The following is a 21,725-nucleotide window of genomic DNA, read 5'->3' on the forward strand; positions in this document are numbered from 1 at the left end:
AACGCCAGGAACGGCGCCGGAGGACGGGTCCTGAGGTCGGAGGTGGGCTGCTTGTTGACGGAGAGGTCAACAAGCAGCGACAGTTACTGACCGTGGCGTCAACAAGCCGGAAGAGGGCGCGGTCGACGAGGGGCACGCAGGCGGCCTCCCCGGCGCGGGTAGCCTCGCGCGCAGCGGCAAAGACCATGGGGGCGGCGGCGGTGGCGGGGAGCGTGTCCGGGCGGCAGCGGCTCCCCGAGGCCCAGCGGCGGGAGCAGATCCTGCGCGCGGCGCTGGAGATCGCGCGCGAGGGCGGGCTCGGCGCGGTGACCGCCCAGCGGGTGGGGGCGGCGGCGGGGCTCTCCAGCGGCCTGGTGTTCTTCCACTTCGAGACGGTGGAGCGGTTGCGGGGAGCGCTCGTGGACTGGGTGCTCGACGGGCTGCTGGCAGTGGTGGAGCCCCCCGCCTCCCAGCGCGGTCTCCCGCCGCGCGAGCGGCTGGCGGGGTTCCTGGGCGAGCGGCTCGGGGGGCTCGGCGAGGACGGGACGCGGAGGTCGGTGGCGCTGCTCCTGGAGGTGTGGGTGGCCAGCCTGCGGCGCCCTGGGCTGCAGGAGGAGGCCCGGGCGGCCGTGGCGCGCTACCGGGCGACCTTCGTGCCCATCGCGGAGGCGGCGATCGGGGCAGAGCCGGCGCGGTTCCGGGGGGTCGGGGCCGAGGCGCTGGCAGGGGTGGCGCTGAGCGTGGTGCTGGGGAGCGCGCTGCAGGCGGCGGTGGACCCGGAGAGGTTCGACGAGGCTGCACAGATCGCGGCGCTGCGCGCGCTCTTGCTGCCGGTGCCTCCGCGCGAGACGCTCGGGCCCCGGTCCTCCCGGTGAGCGGGGGTGACGGCCCAGGAGGTCCGCGATGTCTGCACACGAGCCCCTCTTCCCCATCGGTGCCTGGATCCGCGTCCGGATGCCGGACCTGACGTTCGTGGGCTTCACGTACCTGGACGCGCGCGCCGGGCTGAGCGCCAAGGGCATGGCCGAGGAGCATGTCGGCAACGCGAGCGCGCCAGGGGTGACGCTGCGGCTGCCCATGCCGGGGATTCCCTGGGAGGAGCTCGACGGCGCGGCCGTGGAGCGGCTGGGGCTCCCGGAGACGCCGGACTGGCTGGAGTTCTTCGGGCCGCAGCCCAGGCGGGGGACGCGCTTCGGGGCGTGGCGGCACCACCCTGCCCTCTCCGGGCGGCTGCACCCGCAGTACCGGGACGACGTGCAGGTGGTGGTGCACGACGGGGGGCCGCGGATGACGGAGCATCGGCCAGAGCTGGTCTGGGTGCGCGTGAGCGGGATGGACGGCGAGGTGTTCACCGGGAAGGTGCTGAACCAGCCCCACCAGCTCCAGACGGTGAAGCAAGGCAGCGAGATCCAGTTCGTGGTGCCGGCGCGGGCGCCGCAGCCGCTGCAGGTGCGGGAGAAGTACCTGCGCGAGCGCGGGAGCTGGGAGATCACCCCGTGCGACAAGTGCGGGCTCGGGGAGCTGTTCGACGCGCCGTCGGACCTCTTGCCGGTGGTGTTCCCCGACGCGCCCGCGGACGCGGAGATGGAGATGTTCTCGGCGCGGTGCGGGGGATGCGGGGGCGTGCAGGTGGTGCGGCGGCGCGGGGCCTCGGTGTGATGCACACGGCAGGGGGTCGTGCCTCCGCCCCCTGCCCCACCGCCGAGCAACGCGCGTCGGGACCCCGCACGCCGCGATTCACCCGCCCTCAGCGCGAGGTGCTGATGCCGCCGCTCTCGCGGGCGAGGGTCTGCATGAGGGCGTGGTCCTGATCGGGGCCCACGCCCACCGTGTCGAAGCGGACGCCGTAGCGCATCTCGTTCCGGGCCTCGGCGAGCAGGGCGTCACGGTCGCCGCCGACGTTGGCCAGGCCGTCGGAGAGGAAGACCACGCGCCGGGGCTGCATGACGTACGCCGTCCGGAGCGCGGGGACCGCCGCCGTGGAGCCGCGCGGCTTGAGGCCGTGGATGAAGGAGAGCGTCGAGACGCGGGTGATGGCGTTCATGGTGGTGAGCCCCGGCGAGAGGTGCGTCATGGTGTCGTCGAAGGAGACGATGTTGAAGCGGGTGCCGTCCGGGAGGAGGGAGATGGTGCTGATCAGCTCCGCCTTGGCCGCTTCGAGCTTCGAGTCCTGGGCCTGGAAGAGCGTGGGGGCCGCGCTCAGGAAGGCCGTGGGCGACGCGGGGAGGGTGAAGCTCGCCGCGCGCGCCCCGAGCAGGGCGAGCCCTGCCAGGGGGTTGGTCACCGGTGCGGAGGTGGTCATGTCGACCATCGACCCCGACTGGTCGAAGACGAAGACCACGTCCTGCGCGCCCGCGAGGGGGATGCCGTAGAAGACGGGCGGGGGCCCCACGTTGATCACGGGGGGAGGCGGCGGCGCGGGCGTGCGGCCGACGGTTCCAGAGCCATAGCCACTCGCCTGCCCCTGGCCCCAGGCCCCCACGTTGCCGGTGCCCTGCACCTGCACGCCGATCGCGGGGGCGGGGATCAGGGCGCGGGCAGAGGCGCGCGCGCGGGCGGCGCATCCGGTCGAGGCCAGGGAGAGCAGGGACGCGGCGCAGAGCAGGAGCGAGGACAGGCGAATCATCGGGGGCAGCCTCCAGCGTGGTGAGGACGTGTGTCGGCGTGTTCGGCGTGGGTTGGCGTCTGTCGACGTCCGTCAACGCCTGCCACCGCCATGTGCACGGCGCATACCAGCCAGGATCCGGCGGCGTGTCGCAGCGGGCCGCCGCAGGCGCGCCGAGCACGGGCGCAGCGCCGGTGGTCACGGGACGAGGGGGCTGTGACTGCTGGTTGACAGCACTGCGGCCCGCTCGTCATGCCTGGCGCGGGGTGGGCTCGCGGTACCGGGCACGCGAGGGGCTCGCGGTGCCGGGCGCGCGGTGGGCTCGCGGTGCCGGGCGTGGCGTTCCGCGACCCGGCGCTGGCCGCGGGATGGAGGGCCAGAGAGGTGCCTCGTGGCGTGGGATCAGGGCGTCGGTTTGGTGCCCAGGGCCGCGAGCGCGGCCGTCGCGGCGCTGGCAGCGCTCCTGTCCGCGGCGACCCGCTTGGTCCACGAGCGGAGGATGGGCATCAAGGCGGGGCGCTGGATCCGCAGCGCGTCGAGGACGGGGTTGGTCTGGCCCTGGGCCAGGCTCGCCACGATGCGCGCGTGCTCGTCACCCGTGATAGGGCCCCGGAAGCCCTCCACGGCCGTGACGTAGGCGCGGTCGCTCTCGGCCTGGAGTCCGTGATCGCCGCGGCCTGCCGCTTCGCGGATGGCGCCCGTCCAGTGCCGCTCGATGGCGGTCCACGATCCCTCGGTCAGCGCGTGGGCATCGAGCACCGCGGCGCGGGGAGCGCGCTGCTCCGCGATCTCGGCGGAGATGGCCGCAAAGCGCTCGATGGAGACGTCGGCCGGGTCGAGGTCCAGCACCGCGGGCGAGGGCGAGGGCGAGAGAGAGGTCGCAGGCGCCGTCCCTGCCGGGGGAGCCGATGTGGGTCGGTCGGCGTCGGGGGCCTTCCACGCCGCGAGGGGGCCGATCATCGGGGGCGCGGCGGGCAAAGGCGCAAGCGCCGGGGCGAGGGTCTCTGCAGGGAGAGAGGGCCGTCCCGGGGCGGAGATCTCCCCGGGAAGAGGGTGGTGGGGCGGGGGCTGGAGCTGGGGCGGAGACGAGGGGGACCGCAGGACGGGCTGGGGCGGCGAGGATGGAGCGCGCAGCGCGGGATGCGGCTGGGGCGGCGAGGATGGAGCGCGCAGCGCGGGATGCGGCTGGGACGGCGAGGATGGAGCGCGCAGCGCGGGATGCGGCTGGGACGGCGAGGAGGGGGCACGCAGCGCGGGATGGGGCGCGGGGGACTGTGCCGGTGCGGTACCCGGCGCCGAGGCCGGCAGCGGCGGGGGCGCGGGGAGCGTTGCGGCAAAGGACGGTGGCCGCTGCGAAGGCCTCGGGACCTGCGCGACTGGCGACATGCGGGCAGGTCCCTGCACGGGCTGGGTTGCCGGCGGCGCGAGGGCGGGAGGCTGGGCCGCGTCGGAGGAGGGCTGGGCGGAGAGCGGCTGCTGCGCTGGAGGGGGCGCCGCGGGAGGCTGCTCGGGAGCCGGCGGCTGGGCCAGCGAGAGCCCCAGGCCGGGCCCCTGGGGCTGCGCTGCCGAGAGGACCATGCCGCGCGCCTGGGGCGACGCTGCGGAGGACGAGAGGACGGGGGACTGCGGTGGTGCTGCGGGTGGGGCCAGGCCTGGGGACTGCGTCTGCGCGGGCGCGGGCGCGGGGGCCAGGCCGGGGGACTGCGTCTGCGCGGGCGCGGGGGCCAGGCCGGGGGACTGTGCCTGGGCTGCCGATGGGGTGAGCACAGGCGCGCGCATCTCGGCCATCAGCGCGGCGAGCGCGGGGAGCTGCGTCTCGGGTGACCCGGGCGTGCGCGCTTCGACAGTCGACGGCTGGGCGGAGGTGGCGTCGCGAAGACGCGAGGTGCCGCGCAGGGTCTGGGTCAGGGGATCTGCAAGCGCGGAGGGACTGGCAGCCGCCAGAGCGATCTGCACGAACGGGAGGGTGGCACGGCGAAGCTTCTCAGGCGTCGCCGCCATGGTGCTGGGCTCGTCGTCGACGGTGCGGGTGTCCTCCTCGAAGGGAGCAGGAGGGGGTGGAGGCTCGGTGGCCCTCGGAGGCGTGCTGTCCGCGAAGGGCAGCGCAGGGGCCGGAGGCGCGGCGCGCTCGGCATCGCTGGGCACGAGCGTGGCCCTGCGCATCTTCTCGGGCGCCGCGTGCACGATCGCCGGGTCGTCCTCAAGGGTGAGGAGATCCTCCTCGATGTCAGTGTCCTCATCGAGCGCCCCGGCGTCCACGGGCGAGGCGGAGGCGGGGCCGGGTCGGCTCTCCGCAGATGGTGGCGGGCTCTCCACGAGCGGGCTCTCCACGAGCGGGCTCTCCACGAAAGGAAGCGCCGGCACGTGGATGGTTCCCGAGCTGCCGTCGGCGTTCAGCACCAGCGTCGCCCGGCGCGCCTTGGCAGGGGTGACCTGCACGGTGCCCTCGTCATCGTCGAAGAACAGGGCATTCTTCGACGGTGATGGAGGGGGGGCGGCAGGCCGGCTCGCCGCAGGAGGGGGAGGCGCCGCAGGTCGACTCTCCGCGGCAGGAGGAGGCGCCGCAGGCCGGCTCGCAGCAGGGGGGGGAGGCGCCGCAGGCCGGTTCGCAGCAGGAGGAGGCGCTGGAGGCCGGCTCTCTGCGGCAGGAAGGGGCGCTGGAGGCCGGCTCTCCACGAAGGGCAGACCCGACATGCGCGGCGGCGGGGCGCTGTCCTGCGGCTTCGGGCCCGCGCTCGCGGCGCCGGGCGAGGCGGTCGTCCCCGTCAGGCTCTCCACGAAGGGCAACACGGGGACGAGGGCTGCACCAGCGCTGCGGGCTGCGCTGAGCGCCACCGTTCCCTCTCCCCTGTCGTCATCCTTGCGCGGAGGCTCGGCTGCCAGGGGCGGAGACGCGCCCATGACGCAGGTCACCACGACGCGGCCTGGCTCCTCGGCGCTGGCGAGGGGAACCCAGCCCCGCCACGTCAACGAGCACACGCCGCGGTTGGTGTCGATGGCGAGGGTGTCGCACCGGAGCTGCACGTCCTTGTCCGACACGCCTTTGCGCTCCACCTGGGCCCGGGGTGTCACCAGGCGCAGGCGGGTGGTGAGCCGGGGGAAGTGGGGGTGCAGGCCTTCGAGGACGAGCTGCTCGTCGCCCTGGATCTGCTCCAGCCGCTGGTCCGAGGGCGCGGCGTTGAAGAACGACTTGTCGATGTCGACGGGCAAGGGCGCGTCGTTCCAGCTCCGGTGGTTCCAGGTGCTCGCGTGCTTGCGCAGCCTGGCGATGCGCTCGGGCCAGATGGGCGCGATGGGTCCGTAGCCCACGGGCGGGATCACCTCGCCCGGGGCGCGGAGGCGCAGGCCAGGGGGCTGCAGGTTCGGCACCTGGCGGAGGTTGCGGTGATCAGGGGCGAGGTTCGCGGGGATGCCCACCGGGTTCGGCGTCCCGGGGCCGCCCGCCGCGCGCTCCCAGCGCAGGGCGACGCGGGAGAAGCGTGACTCTTCGAGGAGGCGGCCGTCCGCCGTCCAGGCGCGGTCGCCGTGCACCTCGATCGATTTGTCGACGAGCCCGTCGCCCACCACGAGGCGCGTCAGCACGGGGCCCCCGGGGTGGTCGGGAGGCGCGTAGGCGTAGCCAATGAGGTGCACGTCGGCGCCCTGCTTGAAGGGGACGAGATCGCTCGCGGAGCTCAGGCTGCGGCGCTCGTCGTCGTCCCAGTAGTCGTCACCCTCGCTGGGGTCATCCTGCACGTCCGCCAGGATCGACGCAGTGGGCAGCAGGGCGTACGTCGCCTTGCAGACGACGGTGAGGATGTACACCCCCCGCATGGGCTGCCAGAGGATCGACGCGACCCGCAGAGGGCTGGCGGAGAGGACCTCCATCCGGGAAGCTCGGCTCAGGGAGCGAGGAGGAGCACGCGCACCTGGCTGGGGACGATGCGCATCCCCGGGGCATTGGTGCTGTTGTGGATGTTGACGCTCGTCAGGCGCGTCGCCGGGAGGCCGCCCACCAGCACCGAGAACGCGGCGGTGATGCTGCGGGTCGGCCCCATCACCGTCCCGGAGGCCACGCCGGTGGCGATGCCGGGGTTGTCACCCATGCTGATGGGGATCATGGTGGCGAGGTTGTGCGCGGGGGTGCCTCCGTAGAGGACCATGGGCACGAAGGGGACGCCCATGGGGCCAATGGACAGGTTGGGGTACGGGATGGGGATGGGGGCCGGGGCCGGCGGGGCCGGGGTGAGGCACACGTCCGGAAAGCCCAGGTTCAGCCCACCCATCTGCGTGTTCGCGAACATCGTGCGCCCTCCTCAACCGAGCTGGATCTGCTTCGCGTCGACCTTCACGAGCTCCTCGGCGTGCACCACCGCGTGCTCGGCGCGCAGGGACATGGTGGTCTCGGCGGCGTAGTCCACCTTGCCAGCCTTGAGCTGGTCGAGGTCCTCGACGGCACGGAACGAGCGCTTCACCCGCTGCGAGACGCGCTCGAACACGGCGTCGCACACCGAACCCACGGTCTTGATGGCCTCGACCTCGGCCTTGAAGCGGCTCCCGAGGTAGGCGAGCTGCTGGACGAAGACGGTGCCTTCGAGGGCGCTGACGCTGAGCGCCTTGCCCACCAGGTTGAGTTCGTCGCCGGAGGTGACGCTGACCCCGCGGGCGGCGCGGAGCCCGAGCTTGCCCGAGGAGACGCGCACGTCGAGATCGCCGTCGACCTCGATCGTGGTGGGGCGCGTGGCGCCAGGCGTCGCGCCAGGCTGGACCTCCGGAGCGCTGTCGAGCACGGCGAGGACGAAGCACCGCCCTTCCCGCCCGAAGGAGACGAGCACCTCGTCGCCCACCTGCGGCGCCACGAGGCAGCTCCGCGCCCGCCGCGCGGTGCAGTCGAAGTCGCCGGTGCGCACCGTGAACGCGCCGTCCTTCACCGCGACGATCGTTCCTTCGTCGAGCGTCACCGGCTCCGGGGTCAGCTTGCGTGCGAGGTTCTGCATACGTTTTCCTGGCTCCTTCGATGCGAGAGGCGTCGCTGCCCTTCGTGCCCTGACCGCGCAGAGGCGGTGCTCAGTAGGGTGGGTTCCAGTCCTCCGACTCGGCCACGTCGGCCTCGTCTCCAAGCGCGGCGAGACGGCTACACCACACGGTATCCCTGTCTTTCACCCGGTGGAAGCGCGTCCGGAAGACCTTGGCACCCGTGAAATCTGCGGCCGAGACGTCGGCATGCGAGAAATCGGCGTAGGTGAGATCGCACTCCACGAGGCTGGCGCCCTCGCAGAAAGCCCGGTGAAAGATGGCCTCCCCGATGGTCGCGCCGGAAAGATCGGCGAGGGGCATCCGGGCATCGGAGAAGAGCGCGCGCGTCAGGGCCGCCTTGCGGAGGCTGGCCCGGTCGAGCTGGGCGCTGACGAAGATGGCCTGCTGCGCCTCGGCGCCATCCAGGCAGGCCCCCTCCAGGTTCGCTTTCATGAAGTTGCACTGGCGCACGATGGCCTGCTCGAAGGAGGCGCCGGCGAGGTCGGCCTCGATGAACTGGGAGAGGGTGAGGTCCACCCCGGCGAAGCGCATGCCCCGCATCTTCGCGCCGAGGAAGAGGGTGTTGTCGAAGCGGGCGCCGGTGAAATCGGCGCCTTCGAGGCCGAGCTTGTAGAAGGTGGTCTGCTTCAGGTTCGCCCCGGCGAGGCGGAGGCCGGTCACCGTGGACTCGACGATGCCGGCGCGGTCGAGGTTGGTCTCGCCGAGGTCGGCGCCGGTGAGGTCGCAGTGGGCGAAGCCCGAGATCACCAGGTCCGAGCCCGTGAACGCGGCGCCTGACAGGTCGCACTCATGGAACTTGGCGACGGCCATGTAGCTGCGCTGGAGGGTGGTGCCCCGGAGGTTCGAGCGGCTCACCGTGGTGTGCCGCAGGTTCACCTCGCCCATGCGCGCGCCGGAGAGGTCGCACGCGCTGAAGACGCACTCCTTGAGCAGGCTGCTCCGCAGGTCGGCCCCGTGAAAGGAGACCTTGTCGAAGACGCCGCCGGACAGGTCGACGCCGGACAGGTCGAGGCCGGAGAGGTCCACCTCCGAGAGGACCTCTCCGCCCTTGATCCTGTGCACGATCTCTTGCTTATCCACCGCTCTCCTTCTTGCCCGCCGCGGCCTCGGCCGGGGGCTTCTTGCCAGCGCTGGCCTCGGCCTGCTGCGCGACCGGATCGACGGTGGCGAGGCGGCCAGGGCCGGCGCTCTCCCGGGGGGAGACGCGCACCTGCTTGACGTTGGCGTCGAGGAAGCTCGTCCTGTCATCCCCCACGGCGCGGAGGAGGTCGGCGCGGAACAGGTTGGCCCCCTTGAAGTCGGCCCGGGCGAGCTTCGTCTTGAGCAGGATGGCGCCCTCCAGGTTGGCGGCGACGAGGCTCGCGCCGGTGAAGTCGGCGCGGGTGAACAGGGCGTTCTTGGCGACGACGCGGTACAGGGTGGCCTCGCGCAGGACGCACTTGGAGAGGTCGGAAGAACTCAGGGTGGCGCCGCTGAAGTCCGCGCGGGTGAAGTCGGTCTCCCGGAGGGTGGAGCCCTCGATGCGGGCGCCGCGCAGGTCGGCCCCGATGAAGGAGCAGGGCTCGGCGAGGCGCATGCCGCGCAGGTCGGCCCCGAGGAGCGAGGCGCCGTCGAGGGTGCACTTGAGGAACGCAGCCTGGTCCATCCTGGCGCCGGCGAGGTTCGCGGAGCGGAGGTCGACCTCGGCGAGGATGGCGTGCACGAACGTCGACTCGCGCAGGTCACAGCCGCGGAGCTGGTTGCCCTTGAGGATGCACTTGTCGAAGCTCGTGCGGGTGAGGGTGGCGCCGTCGAGGACGACGTCGGAGAGGTCGGCAAGCTCGAAGGAGATGCCGTGCAGCGAGGCGCCAGTGAGGTCGGCCTTGCTGAGGGTGGCCTCCCTGAGCGTCGCGCCGTCGAGCCTGGCGTTGCGGGCGTTGGTTGCGCCGAGGTTGGCCTCGGAGAGGTCGGCGCCGGAGAAGTCGGCCTCGGAGAGGTCGGCCCCGGCGAGGACGGCGCGCGCCATGCGGGCGACGCCGAGATTGGCGCGGGCGAGGATCGCGTTCTCCAGGAAGGCATCCGTGAGGTCGATGCCCCGGAGGTCCATGCCCGAGAGGTCGGCGCCGGAGAGGTCCTGGCGGGCGAGGCTGAAGCCCGCGGCGTGCGCCTCGGCGACGCGCCGCCGCAGCTCCGAGCGCGCCGGCTCGGTGAGGCGCTCCGGGCGAAACTCCGCGAGGTGGGCGCCAGCGCGGTAGGCGTTGCGGGCCTCCTCTTCCGCCTGCCGGAGGCGCGCCTCGGTCTTCGGGTCGGCGAGCGTGGCGTCGAGGTCGGGGGCGGCGACGTTGGCGTTCTGGCAGAGGGTCTGGATGTCGCGGAGGCGCTCCATCTCGCGATCCGCCGAGAGCTTCGGCGGGCCCGCGCCCTCCTGCTTCATCTTGCGGACCTCGGCGTCGTAGTCGATGCCGGCGGCCGCGTAGCGCTGCCGGGTGTCGGCGAGGACCTTGTCGTTCGCGGCGTCGAGCTTGCGCTGCGCCTCCTGCAGGTCCCGATCGGAGCGGCTCACGAAGTCGGGGAGGTCGTCGAAGGAGGGCGAGGTGACGGGCTGGATGGCCTCGGGCTTCGGGACGGTATCCGGGTCCCCGCCGGCGGCGGCGATGGCAGCCCTGGTTCTTTCCATCTCCCGGCGCGCGCCCTCGGCGAGGTTCTTCTGGAGGAAGCTCTCCGTGCGGGTGAGCTCGAACATGGCGTCGATGTCGCCGCCGCCCGCGCTCCCCGCGCCGGTGTCCGGCGGGAGCAGGTCGCCGTCCCGGAAGACCTCGGTGGCGCCCGCCTTCGGATCGAGCCGGCGCGCGAGGACGTCGCGGTAGTGCGCGAGGGGCCGCACGCCGTCGCGCGCATCGCAGGCGACGAGGAGGTGGACGATGTCGTCGGCGTCATCCTCTTCGACCCGCCAGAGGCCTCGGAACGAGAGGGCGCAGCGCGCGGCGTGGGGGAAGAGCTGCACCGTGTCGAGGTGCATGGGGATCTCCTGGAAGGCGTTCCCCTCGGCCGTGCGCTGGGTGACGAAGCAGCGCCCGACGATGCCCGGCAAGCGCCCTTCGAGGCGGGGGTGGTCGGGGTGCATGTTCTCGACGAGGATCTCCTCGCTCCCCTCGAAGAAGCCCGAGGGGAGCTGCTGGTCCTCGGGCGCGGCGTTCCACATGGTGAGGTCCATGTCGCGCGCCAGGCCGGGGAGCTGCTCGCGCATCCACTGCCGGTCGTAGGTGCCCATCTTGGGCCAGCGCTGCGCCCAGAGGAGGTCGTAGGGCCCGAAGCCCCCCGGGAGGGGCCGGTCGGAGGTGGACTGGAGGAGCGCCTTCGGGAGCTCGATGTTGGGCATCCGGTGCACCTCGCGCCCGTCCTCCTTCACGGGCGCGAAGCCGACGCCGATGGGGTTCAAGGGGTAGCCCTCGCCGCCGAAGGCCCGGGTGTAGCGGACGGGCATCTCGGTGAAGGGGGCAGGCTCGCCCGGCACCCCGTCACGGCGCCACACGCGGTCGCCGATGACGTACAGGGACTTGTCCAGAGGGCCGACCTTGACGCGCACTGCGGCGGCGGTCCTCGGGGTCCGGTTCGCCGTGTAGCAGTGGCCGTGCACCAGCAGCTCGCCGCGCTGCTTCGGCATGCACTCGTCGACCACGGCTTCCTTGCCCAGCTCCGCGGCGGCGAGCCGCCAGAGGTCCGCCTCCGGGAGCAGACGGCGCAGGGGGGCGAGGTCGCAGAGGACGAGGATCGTGGGGACGAAGTAGTGCTTGCGGTCGAGCTCGAAGGTCCTGGTCAGGACCCCGAGCTTGAGAGGCTTGATCGTCTTCACAGGAGGTCCGTACGAGAGAGCGCGAGGTGCGAGATGCGAGGCACGAGGTGCGAGATCACGAAAAGATGTGGATGCCCGAGGGATGGAGGAGCACGCCCACGGCGAGCATCTTCACGCCGGCCTCCTCAAGCTCCGCGCCGGCGCAGGAGCTGCGCAGGCCGAGCTTTCCGATCTTGAGGCCGTTGAAGGTGATGCTCGTGCCCTTCGCGGCGGCGGTGACCCCGCCTATCGTCGAGTTCTTGGCGGTGGCGGCCAGCTTGACCGCGAACATGCTGAGCTTGACGCCGACGAGGTGGATCTTGACCCAGGCGTTGATGTCGAGGCTCGCCGCCTTGTGGGTGATGGGCCCTCCGGCCACGTGGATGGTCGCGGCGCCCACGTCGATGGTCTCCGTGCCCCCGATGGTGGTCTGCGCGTTGCCGCCGATGAGCACCCCGAGCATGGCCCCTGCCTGGATGGTGCGGCTCCCGGCCACGGCGGTGGTCTGGTTGCCTCCGTAGCTCTGGAGGGTGAGGGCACCGACGGTCTGGGTCCGCGTCGCGCCGTAGTCCTCGGTCCAGCTCGCCGCGATGCTGGTCGTCCGGGAGGCGCCGTAGTCTTCTGTCACGGCGGCGCCCACGCCCTCGTCGAGCGCGCCCCCCACCACGTTGACGTGGTTCGCGCCCGTCGCGCGGGTCTCGTTGGCGCCGATGACCATGGTGCGGTTGCCCCCGACGATGCGGATCTGGTTGGCGCCGATGATCTCCGTCTGGTTGCCGCCGACGGTGAGGGTGTCGTTCGCGCCGATGGTGATGGTCTGGTCTCCGCCGATCTGCTCGGCGTTGTTCCCACCGACCGTCATCAAGGCGGACGCGCCCACAGTCTCGGCGCGGTTGTTCCCCACCACCGTGGTCATGTCCTTGCCGGCGTTGGTGTAAATGCGCTCGCTGCCCGCCGTGTCCTCGAAAGAGATCTCGTTCCGTACCCCTCCACCCGGGGTGGAGAGGGACCAGAGGGAGCTGTGGGTGGGCGCCGTCTGCGGGGGGCGGTTCTTGCCGTTGTACACGCGACCGGTGACCACGGGCCGATCGGGATCGCCCTCCTCGAACTCGACGATGACCTCGACGCCAACGCGCGGGTGGAAGAGGCCCCCCTGTCCTCCGCGGGCGAAGGGCTGGCTGACGCGCACCCACATGCTCGAAGGCTCCTTGGCGCGCCGGGCGAGATCGGTGTCCCAGTGGAACGCGAGCCGCACCGAGCAGATGGATGCGGCGCCCCCGAGGTTGACCTCGGCGCCGCTCGTGGATGGCTCCGCGGTCACGAACGCCGTCTGGGCGCCAGCGATGCGCGGCTTCGGGGTCCGTCGCTCCGGCTGGAACCGGCTCTCGGCCACCTGGGCGCCACGTCCGCGGCAGGCACACTCGACCTCCATGCGGAACGGCTCGACCGATCCTTCGTCGATCTGGACGGTGGCCACCCCCGCCTGGTGGCCCGTGGTGCGCAGGCGGGTCACCAGGTACTCGCCCTCGTAGCGGGCCTTGGGGTGCTCGACGGCGAAGATCATGCCCGTCGACAGCACCCGCGTGCTCCCCTCGCCCACCGCGAAGCTCGCCTCGGAGTGCAACCGGTCGAGCCTCACCTGCGCGAGCGGCTGCCCCTGCTCCGCGCTGTCCAGGAAGCTGCCGGGGAACACGTGCTCGGCGAGGTCGCTGTCGCCCTCTTCCCTGGCCTCTGCGTCCACGACGAGGGCCGGGTTCTCCCAGCTATGCTCGCCGAGGCGCACGGCCTTCGCGCGCAGCCGGCCGCCGAGCCGGAACTGCCGCAGCTCACGGCCGCCCTTGCCGGGGCCGAGCACGTCGTCGTCGGCGACCCGGGGCCTTCCCGCGTCCCCATCCGACAGCACGAGCAGGCTCACCTCGTCGTCGTGCTCGAGATGGTAGCTGATGCCCTCTTCCTCAAGGAGGCGGGAGACGAAATCGAGGTCGCTCTCGTTGTACTGGACGACGTAAGGGCGGCTCCGCGGGTTGTCGAGGCGCGCGCCCTTGGCGATGCGCCAGGTGAGCTGCTCGCGCGCGGGCTTGTATGTCGGTCCGCCGAGGGGGGCGTCGAGCATGGCGCCGGAGACGAGCGTCATCCGCGTGTCGTCTCGGAGCACGGTCTCCACGATCTGCCGGAGCGTCTTGTCGAGGAAGATCCGGGAGCGCTTGCGGTGGCGGGCCCGGACGAGCGGGGGCTCCAGGACCACCCGGTAGAGGCTCCCCTCCGGGACCTCGGCGGCGTCCTCCGCCTCGGTGATGAGGCCATGCACCACCTTGAAGGCGGGCTGGGAGCCGGTCGCGATCCGCAAAGTGGCGCGCTTGCCCACCAGGGACTCGGGATCGACCTCCTGCGAGCCTGCCTGTTCGAGGAGGAGCACCTCGTAGCGGAACGGGCGGTTCATGCCCTCCTCGCCGTCGAACCGGGCCACCCGCAGGTGGTCCCAGGGTCCGGCCGTGCCGCTCACTCCCTCGCACGCGAAGACGAAATCGTCGAGCCCCATCGCTGCTCCCTTGCCCCTGCTCTCGTCGTCAGAGCTTGATGATCTGCCCGAACCGGCCCTTGAACCCCGCCGTCTCCACGTGCCCGCCATGGATGCGGGTCAAGATCGCGAAGACGTCGAGCTGGGCGCCTGAAAATTCGAGGTTGAGCCCCGTGGCCGCGAGGCTCACCCCCAGCGTGCTGGTGTTCAGCCCGTTGGCAGCGAGCTGGATCAACCCGAAGGTCATGTTCAAGCCGACCACGGTGATCTTGGCGTCGTTGATGTCGCTGCGGTTGTCGTCCGAGGCCGAGTAGCGCGGCGTGAGGTAGATGGCGCCCCCGCCCGCGGACAGGGTGTGGCTGCCGCCGACCTCGGTGGTGATGCTCCCGCCGACGATGCGGATCGAGGCGGCGCCGACCTCGGTGGTGAGGTCCGCGCACTCCAGCGAGCGGTTGCCGCCGACCTGCTTGAGGTGCGCCGCGCCGAAGGTCTGGGTGTGCGCCCCGGCGATGGTCGTCGCGCGGTTCGCGCCGATCTCCTCGGTCTCGGAGGAGGCCACCGTGGTGGTGAGCGAGGCGCCGATGGCCTCGGTCACGCTGCCGCCGACGTGCTCGGTGTGCGTGGCCCCGATGGCGATCGACTGGTTGGCGCCGACGATGTGCGCCTCGCTGCCGCCGATGGTGGTCATGCTGTTGGCGCCGATGGTCGTGGTGCAGTTCGCGCCGATGAGGGCCGTGTCGTTGGCGCCGACGGTGACCGTCTCGTTGCCTCCGACGGTGACCGAGCAGCTCCCTCCGATGGTCTCGGTGTCGTCACCGCCGACCGTCATCGAGGCGTCAGCGGCGACGGTCTCGGTCCGGTCGTTGCCGACGTCGGTCTCCATGTCCTTGCCGGCGCAGGTGTACACGAGCTCGGCCCCGGCGCTGTCGTCGAAGGTGATCTCGTTGTGGACCGCCCCACCGGGGCTCGAGTTCGACTTGAAGGTGCTGACCGACGGCGAGCCCCCCCGGTGCGGCTGGTTCTGCCCGTTGTAGACGCGCCCGACGACGATGGGCCGATCGGGGTCCCCCTCCTCGAACGCGACGATGACCTCGGTGCCCACCCGCGCGTGCCAGACGCCGCCCATGCCGCTGCCGGCGAACGACTGGCTCACGCGCACCCAGAGGCTCGACGGCTCGCTGGCGAGCCGCTCCTCGTCCGTGTCCCAGTGAAACCGGACCCGCACCGCACCGATGGCGAGGCCATCCGGGCCGCCGACGTTGATCTCCGCGCCCCTGGCCGAGGGCTCTGCCGTCACCACCGCGGTCTGCGTGCCCTGGATGCGCGGCTTCGGGGTGGTGCGGGGTGGCCGGAAGCGGCTCTCCTGCACGGCGGTCCCCTCCCCACGACGGGCACAGGTGAAGCGCGCGTCGAAGGGCACGCCCATGGAGGCGTCGGTCGTGCTCTGAAGGACGCCGGACTGCTCGCCGCGGACCTCGAGCGCCGTCACCAGGTACTCGCCTTCCAGGCGGGATTTGCTGTGCTCGAGCCGGAAGATGGTGCCGGCCGACAGGACCCGGAGGGTGCCTTCTCCCCGCGCGAAGCGGGCTTCGGTGCGGTGCCTGTCCAGCAGGGCGCCCGCGAGCAGCTTGCCCTGGCCCGCCTCGTCCGGGTAGCCGCCCGGATAGACCTGCTCGAAGAGATCTGCCCCGGGGGCGCCGGCTTGCGTCGCCATGGCCACATCCGGCTGCTTCCAGTTGTAGTCGCCGAGGGAGACGGCCTCGGGCCGCAGCCGGGCGCCCGCGAAGAAGCCGCGGATCTCACGCCCCGCGATGGCCGCGCTGGCGAGCAGCGGTGAGAGCCGGGGCCGACCTGCGTCGCCGTCACTGAGCACCAGCAGGCTCTTGCCCGCGCCGTTCTCCACGTGGAACGCGATCCCCTCCTCCTCCAGAAGGCGCGCCACGAACGCGAAGTCGCTCTCGTTGTACTGCACGACGAAGGGCCGGACGCGCTTGCTGTCGAGGCGCGAGGCATCCTCGATCCGCCAGGCGAAGGCCTCCTCGGCCGGGGTGAAGTCGGGATCCCCGAGGTCGGGCTCCGGGGACTCCCCTCCCCCCTTCGTCAGGAGCGGGTCGCCGAGCAGCACGGCGTCGACGATCTGGCGCAGCGTCTTGTCGAGGAAGATGCGGCAGCGCCGGCGGTGCGTGGCGCGGGCCAGGGGAGGCGAAAGCAGGACGCGCAGGGTGCGGCCCTCGGGCAAGGATGCGATCTCCTCGGCCTCGGTGACGAGGCCGTGGACCACCTTCCAGGCGGGCGTCGAGCCGGTGGCGATGCGGAGCGAGGCGCGCTTGCCGACGAGCGCGTCGACGTCGACCGGCTGCGCCCGGGCGAGGAGGACGATCTCGTAGCGGTACAGCGCCGAGAGCGCCTCGCGGCCCTGGAAGCGCACCACCTCCAGCGCGGCCCAGGGCTCGGCCGGGCTCCCCACCCCTTCACAGGCGAACGTGAAGTCCACGTGACTCATTCATCTCCTCCACGCACTGGCCGGACACAGGTCACACGCGCGTCGCATCAGACATCCAGCTTCCCGCCCGTCTGGTTGTCGGCCCCGGAGGCGATGAACCCCACGGGAGCGGCCCTGATGATGCGTCCGCAGGGCTTGTTCTTGTACCCGTCCGCATCCAGCTCGATCCCGTTGTTGGACTTCTTCACGCCGTTCACGGTGCGCGTCATCCCCACCAGCTCCAGCGCGACGCCGTGGATCGTGGTGCTGGTGGTCAGGGCCGAGAGCTTCGCCGACTTGATGTCCTCCTCGTGGGCCGCGGAGGTGAGGTGCAGCGGCGCCTTGCGGAGGATGTTGCCCGCGACCGTGAGGTTCTGCGGGCCACCGCTGGCCTCGATCATCACCGCGCCGACCCCGAGCGTGCTCGCGCCTCCCACCACCGTGGTGTAGTTGCCGCCGATCATCATCAGCCGCGCGGCGCTCACCGTGACCGCGTGAGAGGCGCACGACTCGTCCACGTTCCCGCCGACCGTGACGCTCATCAGGGCCCCGTAGCTCTCGGTCACCGCGCCCCCCACCGTCGTCGTCCGGGAGGCCCCGTACGTCTCGGCCACGGCGCCAGCCACCGTCTCCTGGAGGTTCGCCCCCACCCGCACGAGCTGCGCGCCCCCGACGAGGTTCACCTCGTTGGCGCCGACCGTATGCGTGAAGTTGGCGCCGATGATCGCGGTGGCGTTGCCGCCGATGGTGAGGGTCTGGTTGGCGCCGATGGTCAGCGTGTCGTCGCCGCCGATGCTCTCGGTGCGGTTACCGCCGATGGACTCGGTGTTGTTGCCGCCGATCACCATGGTGGCGTTGCCGCCGATGCCCTCGCGCCGGAAGTTGGCGACGTCCGTGGTCTGGTCCTTGCCGGCGTAGGTGTGCAGCACCTCGCCGCCGGAGGCGTCGCCGAACATGATCTCGTTGTAGGTGCCGCCTCCCGGCGTGGAGAGCGACTTCATCGAGCTCTCGTGGGGGGCGGTCCGCGCCGGGAGGTTCGCGCCGTTGTACAGGCGCCCCACCACCACGGGCCGGTCGGGGTCGCCTTCCTCGAAGTCGACCAGCACTTCATCGCCCACACGCGGGTGCCACACTGCCCCTTCCCCTGCCCCGGCGAAGACCTGGCTCACCCGCACCCAGACACTTGAGGGCTCCTTCGCCAGGCGCGCCTGGTCCGTGTCCCAGCGGAACCGCACGTGCACGCACCCGACGCCGAGACCATCCGGGCCGCCCACGTTCACCTCGGCGCCCGCAGCGCCTGGAGACGCGGTCACCACGGCGGTCTGGGTCCCCTGGATGCGCGGCTTCGCGGTCCGCAGCGCCGGCCTGAAGCGCGACTCCTCCACCTGGGCACCGCTCCCGCGGCGGGCCAGCTCGAAGCGCGCTCCCCAGGGTTTCTCCTGGGCGCCCGAGGCCTGGTAGATCACGCCCTGCTGTTCGCCGTGCACGTCGAGCCGGGTCACCACGTACTCGCCCTCGTGGTCCGCATCGTCGTGCTCGAGCAGGAACACCGACCCCCCGCCGAGCATGCGCGCGGTGCCTTCGCCCACCGCGTAGCGCGCCTCGGTCCGCTGACGATCGGCGCGGGCCACCGCCAGCGGCGCGCCCTGCCCCGGTCCGTCGGGGTAGCCGCCCGGGTAGTGGTACTCGGAGAGCGCCTCCGCAGCCTCCTCGCCCGCGCGCACCACCATGGCGAGCTTCGGCTTCTTCCAGTTGTACTCCCCGAGCACCACCCCGGACGCGCGGAGCCGACCTCCGAGCCGCACCTCGGCGATCTCGCGCCCGAGGATGCCAGCGCCGAGCGCCCCCCCGGGCGGACGCGGCCTGCCCCCGTCGTTGTCGGTGAGCACCAGCAGGCAGGCGCCGCGGCCTTGCTCGAAGTGGTAGCTGATCCCCTCCTCCTCGAGCAGGCGCGACACGAAGGCGAAGTCGCTCTCGTTGTACTGGACCACGAAGGGGCGCGCGCGCCTGTCGTCGCGGCGCACCGTGTCCCGCACGCGCCAGGTGAACAGCTCCGTGGCCGGCGCGTAGACCGGCGCGCCATCTTCCTCCTCGATCTCCGCGCCATCGCGGAGCTGCATCAGAGGGTCGCCCTGGAGCACGGCATCCACGATCTCGGCGAGCGTCTTGTCGAGGAAGACACGGCTCCGCGTCCGGTGCATCGCCCGCACCCAGGGGGGAGCGAGGGTCACCTTGTAGAGCATCGCGTCTGGCGTCTCGAACAGCTCCTCGGCCTCCACCAGGATGCCGTGCACCACCTTGAAGGCAGGGCTCGCGCTGGTCCTGATCCGGAGCGTCGCGCGCTTGCCGAGAAGATCGCGCGGATCCACCTCCGGTGCGGGGGCCCGGATCGCCAGGGTCAGATCGTAGCGGTAGGGCTCCGAGATCGCTTCCTGCCCGCGGAGCTCCACCACCTCGAGATGCCCCCAGGGGCTGGCGGCGCTCTCCGCCATGTCGCACGCAAACGAGAAGTCGACGTCTACCATCCGTCCAGTCCTCAGCGATCGGGCGTCCTGTGTGCGATCTGGGGTCCTGTGGGACCTTGGAAGCCGCCCGCGTCCATCCTCACAGGTGGTGAGAGCATGTTCAAGCGTGACCCCGGACGCCGCGCACGAATGCGTGGCACAACTGCTGTAAATTCCGGCCTCCGGTGCACGGCAGGCAGGGCGACGCTGGCGGCTGTGGATCCACGATGTCCACGACCACCGCGCTTGATCCGCGCCCTTCCCATCGGCAACGGTGGCAAGGTCACCTTCTGCGCGACGAGACCATGACCGACGGCAACGACGACGCTCAGCGCCCCTCCTTCCCCGCGGGTGACGGCGAGACCATGGTCCTCACACGCGCGCTCGACTGGTCGAAGACCCCCCTCGGGCCCATCACCGCGTGGCCCCACAGCCTGAAGACGGCCGTCGACATCTGCCTGAACAGCCCGCTCTCGACCGTGCTGCTCTGGGGCCCGGAGCGGGTGATGATCTACAACGACGGCTACGCCGCGATCTGCGGGAGCAAGCACCCCGCGGCTCTCGGCCAGCGCTGCCAGGACGTGTGGCCGGAGCTCTGGGCTGACTGGAACCTGCCCCTGAGCGAGCGGGTGCTGCAGGGCGAACGGGTGACGGCCCGCGACAAGCTCCACACCCTGGAGCGCGATGGGGCCCTCGCCGACGCCTGGTTCGACCTCTTCTTCTCACCGGTCCGGAGCGACGACCGAGAGAAGGTCGACGGGGTGATGATCGTGGCGATCGAGACCACCGAGCGCGTGCTCACCGAGCGCCATCTCCGCACGGCCAACGAGCGGATCCAGCTCGCCCTGGACGCGCAAGCCGTGCTCGGCACCTGGGTCTGGGACATCCCTGCGGACAGGTTCACGGCGGACGCGCGGTTCGCGCGGTCGTTCTCCCTGGACCCCGAGCGCTGCGCGACCGGCCTGCCGCTCAGCACGGTCATGGCGTCCATGCACCCCGAGGACCAGGTGCGGGTCGCTTCGGAGATCGCCCGCACCGTGGCGCGCGGGGGCCGCTACCGCTCGGAGTACCGCGTCCGCCAGCTCGACGGGACGTTCCGCTGGGTCGAGGCCAATGGCCACTGCGAGCAGGGCGCGGATGGCCGACCGATGCGCTTCCTCGGGGTGCTGATCGACATCGAGCACCGCAAGCACGCCGAGAACGCGCTCCGCGAGAGCGAGCTGCAGTTCCGCACCCTCTCGGAGATCGTCCCGGAGATTGTGTGGATGGCGTCCTCGGATGGCAGGAGCACGTACACCAACCCCTTCTGGAGCGACTTCACGGGCCTGACCCCGGAGGCGTCCCACGGCGCGGGCTGGGCCAGCGTCATCCACCCGGATCACAGGGCCCACGTGCTCGAGGTCTGGCGCCATGCGCTGGAGACCGGAGAGTCCTTCGAGGTGCACATCCCCTTCCGCGACCGGGAGGGTGGCTACCGCTGGTTCCTGACCCGCGGGATGCCGGTGCGGCGCCTCGACGACACCATCGAGCGCTGGATGGGCACCGGGACCGACGTGACCGAGGTGACGCACGCCCGCGAGGCGCTGGCCCGCAACGCCGAGGACCTGGAGCGCCGGGTGAAGGAGCGTACGCAGGCCCTCCTCCAGGCCGAGGAGGCCTTGCGGCAATCGCAGAAGATGGAGGCCATCGGCCAGCTCACCGGCGGCATTGCGCACGACTTCAACAACCTCCTCGGGGGCATCATCGGCGCGCTGGATATCCTGCAGAAGCGCGTCGCCACGGGGCGGCTGGAGGGAATGCAGCGCTACATCGACGTGGCGATCCGGTCGAGCACCAAGGCTGCCGCGCTGACCCACCGCCTGCTCGCGTTCTCGCGGCGGCAGTCGCTGGACATCCAGCCCACGGACGTGAACGCGCTGATCGGCTCGCTGGAAGATCTGCTGCGGCGCACCATGGGTGAGAACGTGGAGCTCGCGATGCTGCTCGACGCGGGCCTGTGGGCAGCCACCACGGACGCCAATCAGTTCGAGAATGCGCTGCTGAATCTCTGCATCAATGCCCGCGATGCGATGGCTGGCGGCGGGAAGCTCACCATCGAGACCGCGAACACGCACCTCGACGCCGCGTACGTGCAGGACAAGGACGGCCTCGACGCTGGTGATTACGTGGTCATCTGCGTCTCCGACACCGGCTCTGGAATGCCGCCCGACGTCATCGCGCGCGCCTTCGACCCGTTCTTCACCACCAAACCCATCGGCCAGGGGACGGGCCTCGGCCTGTCGATGATCTACGGCTTCGCGAAGCAGTCAGGAGGTCACGTGTCCATCTACTCGGAGGTGGACAAGGGCACGACGGTGAAGCTCTACCTGAGCCGACATCAGGCGCTCATGGAGAAGACCAGCGCCCCGGAGCGGGAGCGACCCAAGGCCGAGGCTGGCGAGACCGTGCTGGTGGTCGAGGACGACCCCGTGGTGCGGATGGTGATGCTCGACGTGCTGCACGACCTCGGGTACGCGGCGCTCGAGGCCACGGACGCGCGCTCGGCCATCCCCTTCCTGGAGAACGGCCAGCGCATCGACCTGCTGGTGACGGACGTGGGACTGCCGGGCCTCAACGGCCGACAGCTCGCGGAGATCGCGCGGCAGCGTCGCCCCGAGCTGCCCGTCCTGTTCGTGACGGGCTACGCAGAAGGGGCGGCGCTGCGCGGAGGGTTCCTGGGTCAGGGCATGGAGATGATCATGAAACCCTTCGCCATCGACGCTCTGGCCACGAAGATCCGGGAAATGATCGTGCTCTCGTAGCCACTTGCG

Annotated in this window: 12 protein-coding genes; 3 read left to right on the forward strand and 9 right to left on the reverse strand. The window is 71.6% G+C overall.

Going from position 1 to position 21,725, the window contains the following annotated elements; genetic code table 11:
* Window positions 1–185 precede the first annotated feature (185 nt).
* Both CAP_RS19010 and CAP_RS19015 read left to right on the forward strand, forming a co-directional pair.
* Window positions 186–854 (forward strand): TetR/AcrR family transcriptional regulator, encoded by a 669-nt coding sequence (locus CAP_RS19010; RefSeq protein WP_044242991.1) that lies wholly within the window; start codon window positions 186–188, stop codon window positions 852–854.
* A gap of 28 nt (window positions 855–882) precedes the next feature.
* Window positions 883–1,638 (forward strand): DUF2314 domain-containing protein, encoded by a 756-nt coding sequence (locus tag CAP_RS19015; protein WP_044242993.1) that lies wholly within the window; start codon window positions 883–885, stop codon window positions 1,636–1,638.
* Window positions 1,639–1,726: 88 nt separating this feature from the next.
* Here the strand turns inward: CAP_RS19015 and CAP_RS19020 are convergent, their stop codons facing one another.
* From CAP_RS19020 to CAP_RS19060, 9 genes are all read right to left on the reverse strand, one after another.
* Window positions 1,727–2,605, reverse strand: a complete 879-nt coding sequence (locus CAP_RS19020; protein WP_044242994.1) for a vWA domain-containing protein — start codon at window positions 2,603–2,605, stop codon at window positions 1,727–1,729.
* Window positions 2,606–2,986: 381 nt separating this feature from the next.
* On the reverse strand, window positions 2,987–6,451 hold the full coding sequence (locus CAP_RS19025) for a DUF2169 family type VI secretion system accessory protein (protein WP_044242996.1): 3,465 nt from the start codon (window positions 6,449–6,451) through the stop codon (window positions 2,987–2,989).
* Window positions 6,452–6,465: 14 nt separating this feature from the next.
* Entirely contained in the window at window positions 6,466–6,867 is a 402-nt protein-coding gene (locus CAP_RS19030) for a DUF4150 domain-containing protein (protein WP_044242997.1), read from the reverse strand.
* A gap of 12 nt (window positions 6,868–6,879) precedes the next feature.
* Window positions 6,880–7,560, reverse strand: a complete 681-nt coding sequence (locus CAP_RS19035) for a DUF3540 domain-containing protein (protein WP_052375492.1) — start codon at window positions 7,558–7,560, stop codon at window positions 6,880–6,882.
* A gap of 70 nt (window positions 7,561–7,630) precedes the next feature.
* Window positions 7,631–8,680 (reverse strand): pentapeptide repeat-containing protein, encoded by a 1,050-nt coding sequence (locus CAP_RS19040; RefSeq protein WP_044242999.1) that lies wholly within the window; start codon window positions 8,678–8,680, stop codon window positions 7,631–7,633.
* Window positions 8,673–11,432: a DUF2169 family type VI secretion system accessory protein gene (locus CAP_RS19045; RefSeq protein ID WP_052375493.1), complete on the reverse strand. Its 2,760-nt coding sequence runs from the start codon at window positions 11,430–11,432 to the stop codon at window positions 8,673–8,675. The genes CAP_RS19040 and CAP_RS19045 overlap by 8 nt, the downstream gene beginning before the upstream one ends.
* Window positions 11,433–11,487: 55 nt before the next feature.
* Window positions 11,488–13,950, reverse strand: coding sequence for a type VI secretion system Vgr family protein (locus CAP_RS19050; RefSeq protein WP_052375494.1), 2,463 nt, complete (start codon window positions 13,948–13,950; stop codon window positions 11,488–11,490).
* 28 nt (window positions 13,951–13,978) lie between these two features.
* Window positions 13,979–16,432, reverse strand: coding sequence for a type VI secretion system Vgr family protein (locus CAP_RS19055; protein ID WP_044243000.1), 2,454 nt, complete (start codon window positions 16,430–16,432; stop codon window positions 13,979–13,981).
* 47 nt (window positions 16,433–16,479) lie between these two features.
* Window positions 16,480–18,936: a type VI secretion system Vgr family protein gene (locus CAP_RS19060; RefSeq protein WP_052375495.1), complete on the reverse strand. Its 2,457-nt coding sequence runs from the start codon at window positions 18,934–18,936 to the stop codon at window positions 16,480–16,482.
* A gap of 284 nt (window positions 18,937–19,220) precedes the next feature.
* On the opposite strand from CAP_RS19060, the gene CAP_RS19065 reads away from it, so the two are divergent.
* A complete protein-coding gene (locus CAP_RS19065) occupies window positions 19,221–21,716 on the forward strand; it encodes a PAS domain S-box protein (RefSeq protein ID WP_197041254.1) in 2,496 nt (831 codons plus the stop codon).
* The last annotated feature ends 9 nt before the right edge of the window (window positions 21,717–21,725 follow it).

The sequence above is a fragment of the Chondromyces apiculatus DSM 436 genome (assembly GCF_000601485.1).
GTDB classification, from domain to species: Bacteria; Myxococcota_A; Polyangia; order Polyangiales; family Polyangiaceae; genus Chondromyces; species Chondromyces apiculatus.

Coding starts and splice junctions, on each gene's coding strand:
- CAP_RS19010 (WP_044242991.1), top strand. CDS start 186: ATGGGGGCGGCGGCGGTGGCGGGGAGCGTGTCCGGGCGGCAGCGGCTC.
- CAP_RS19060 (WP_052375495.1), bottom strand. CDS start 18,936: ATGGTAGACGTCGACTTCTCGTTTGCGTGCGACATGGCGGAGAGCGCC.
- CAP_RS19015 (WP_044242993.1), top strand. CDS start 883: ATGTCTGCACACGAGCCCCTCTTCCCCATCGGTGCCTGGATCCGCGTC.
- CAP_RS19055 (WP_044243000.1), bottom strand. CDS start 16,432: ATGAGTCACGTGGACTTCACGTTCGCCTGTGAAGGGGTGGGGAGCCCG.
- CAP_RS19065 (WP_197041254.1), top strand. CDS start 19,221: ATGACCGACGGCAACGACGACGCTCAGCGCCCCTCCTTCCCCGCGGGT.
- CAP_RS19035 (WP_052375492.1), bottom strand. CDS start 7,560: ATGCAGAACCTCGCACGCAAGCTGACCCCGGAGCCGGTGACGCTCGAC.
- CAP_RS19050 (WP_052375494.1), bottom strand. CDS start 13,950: ATGGGGCTCGACGATTTCGTCTTCGCGTGCGAGGGAGTGAGCGGCACG.
- CAP_RS19025 (WP_044242996.1), bottom strand. CDS start 6,451: ATGGAGGTCCTCTCCGCCAGCCCTCTGCGGGTCGCGTCGATCCTCTGG.
- CAP_RS19020 (WP_044242994.1), bottom strand. CDS start 2,605: ATGATTCGCCTGTCCTCGCTCCTGCTCTGCGCCGCGTCCCTGCTCTCC.
- CAP_RS19030 (WP_044242997.1), bottom strand. CDS start 6,867: ATGTTCGCGAACACGCAGATGGGTGGGCTGAACCTGGGCTTTCCGGAC.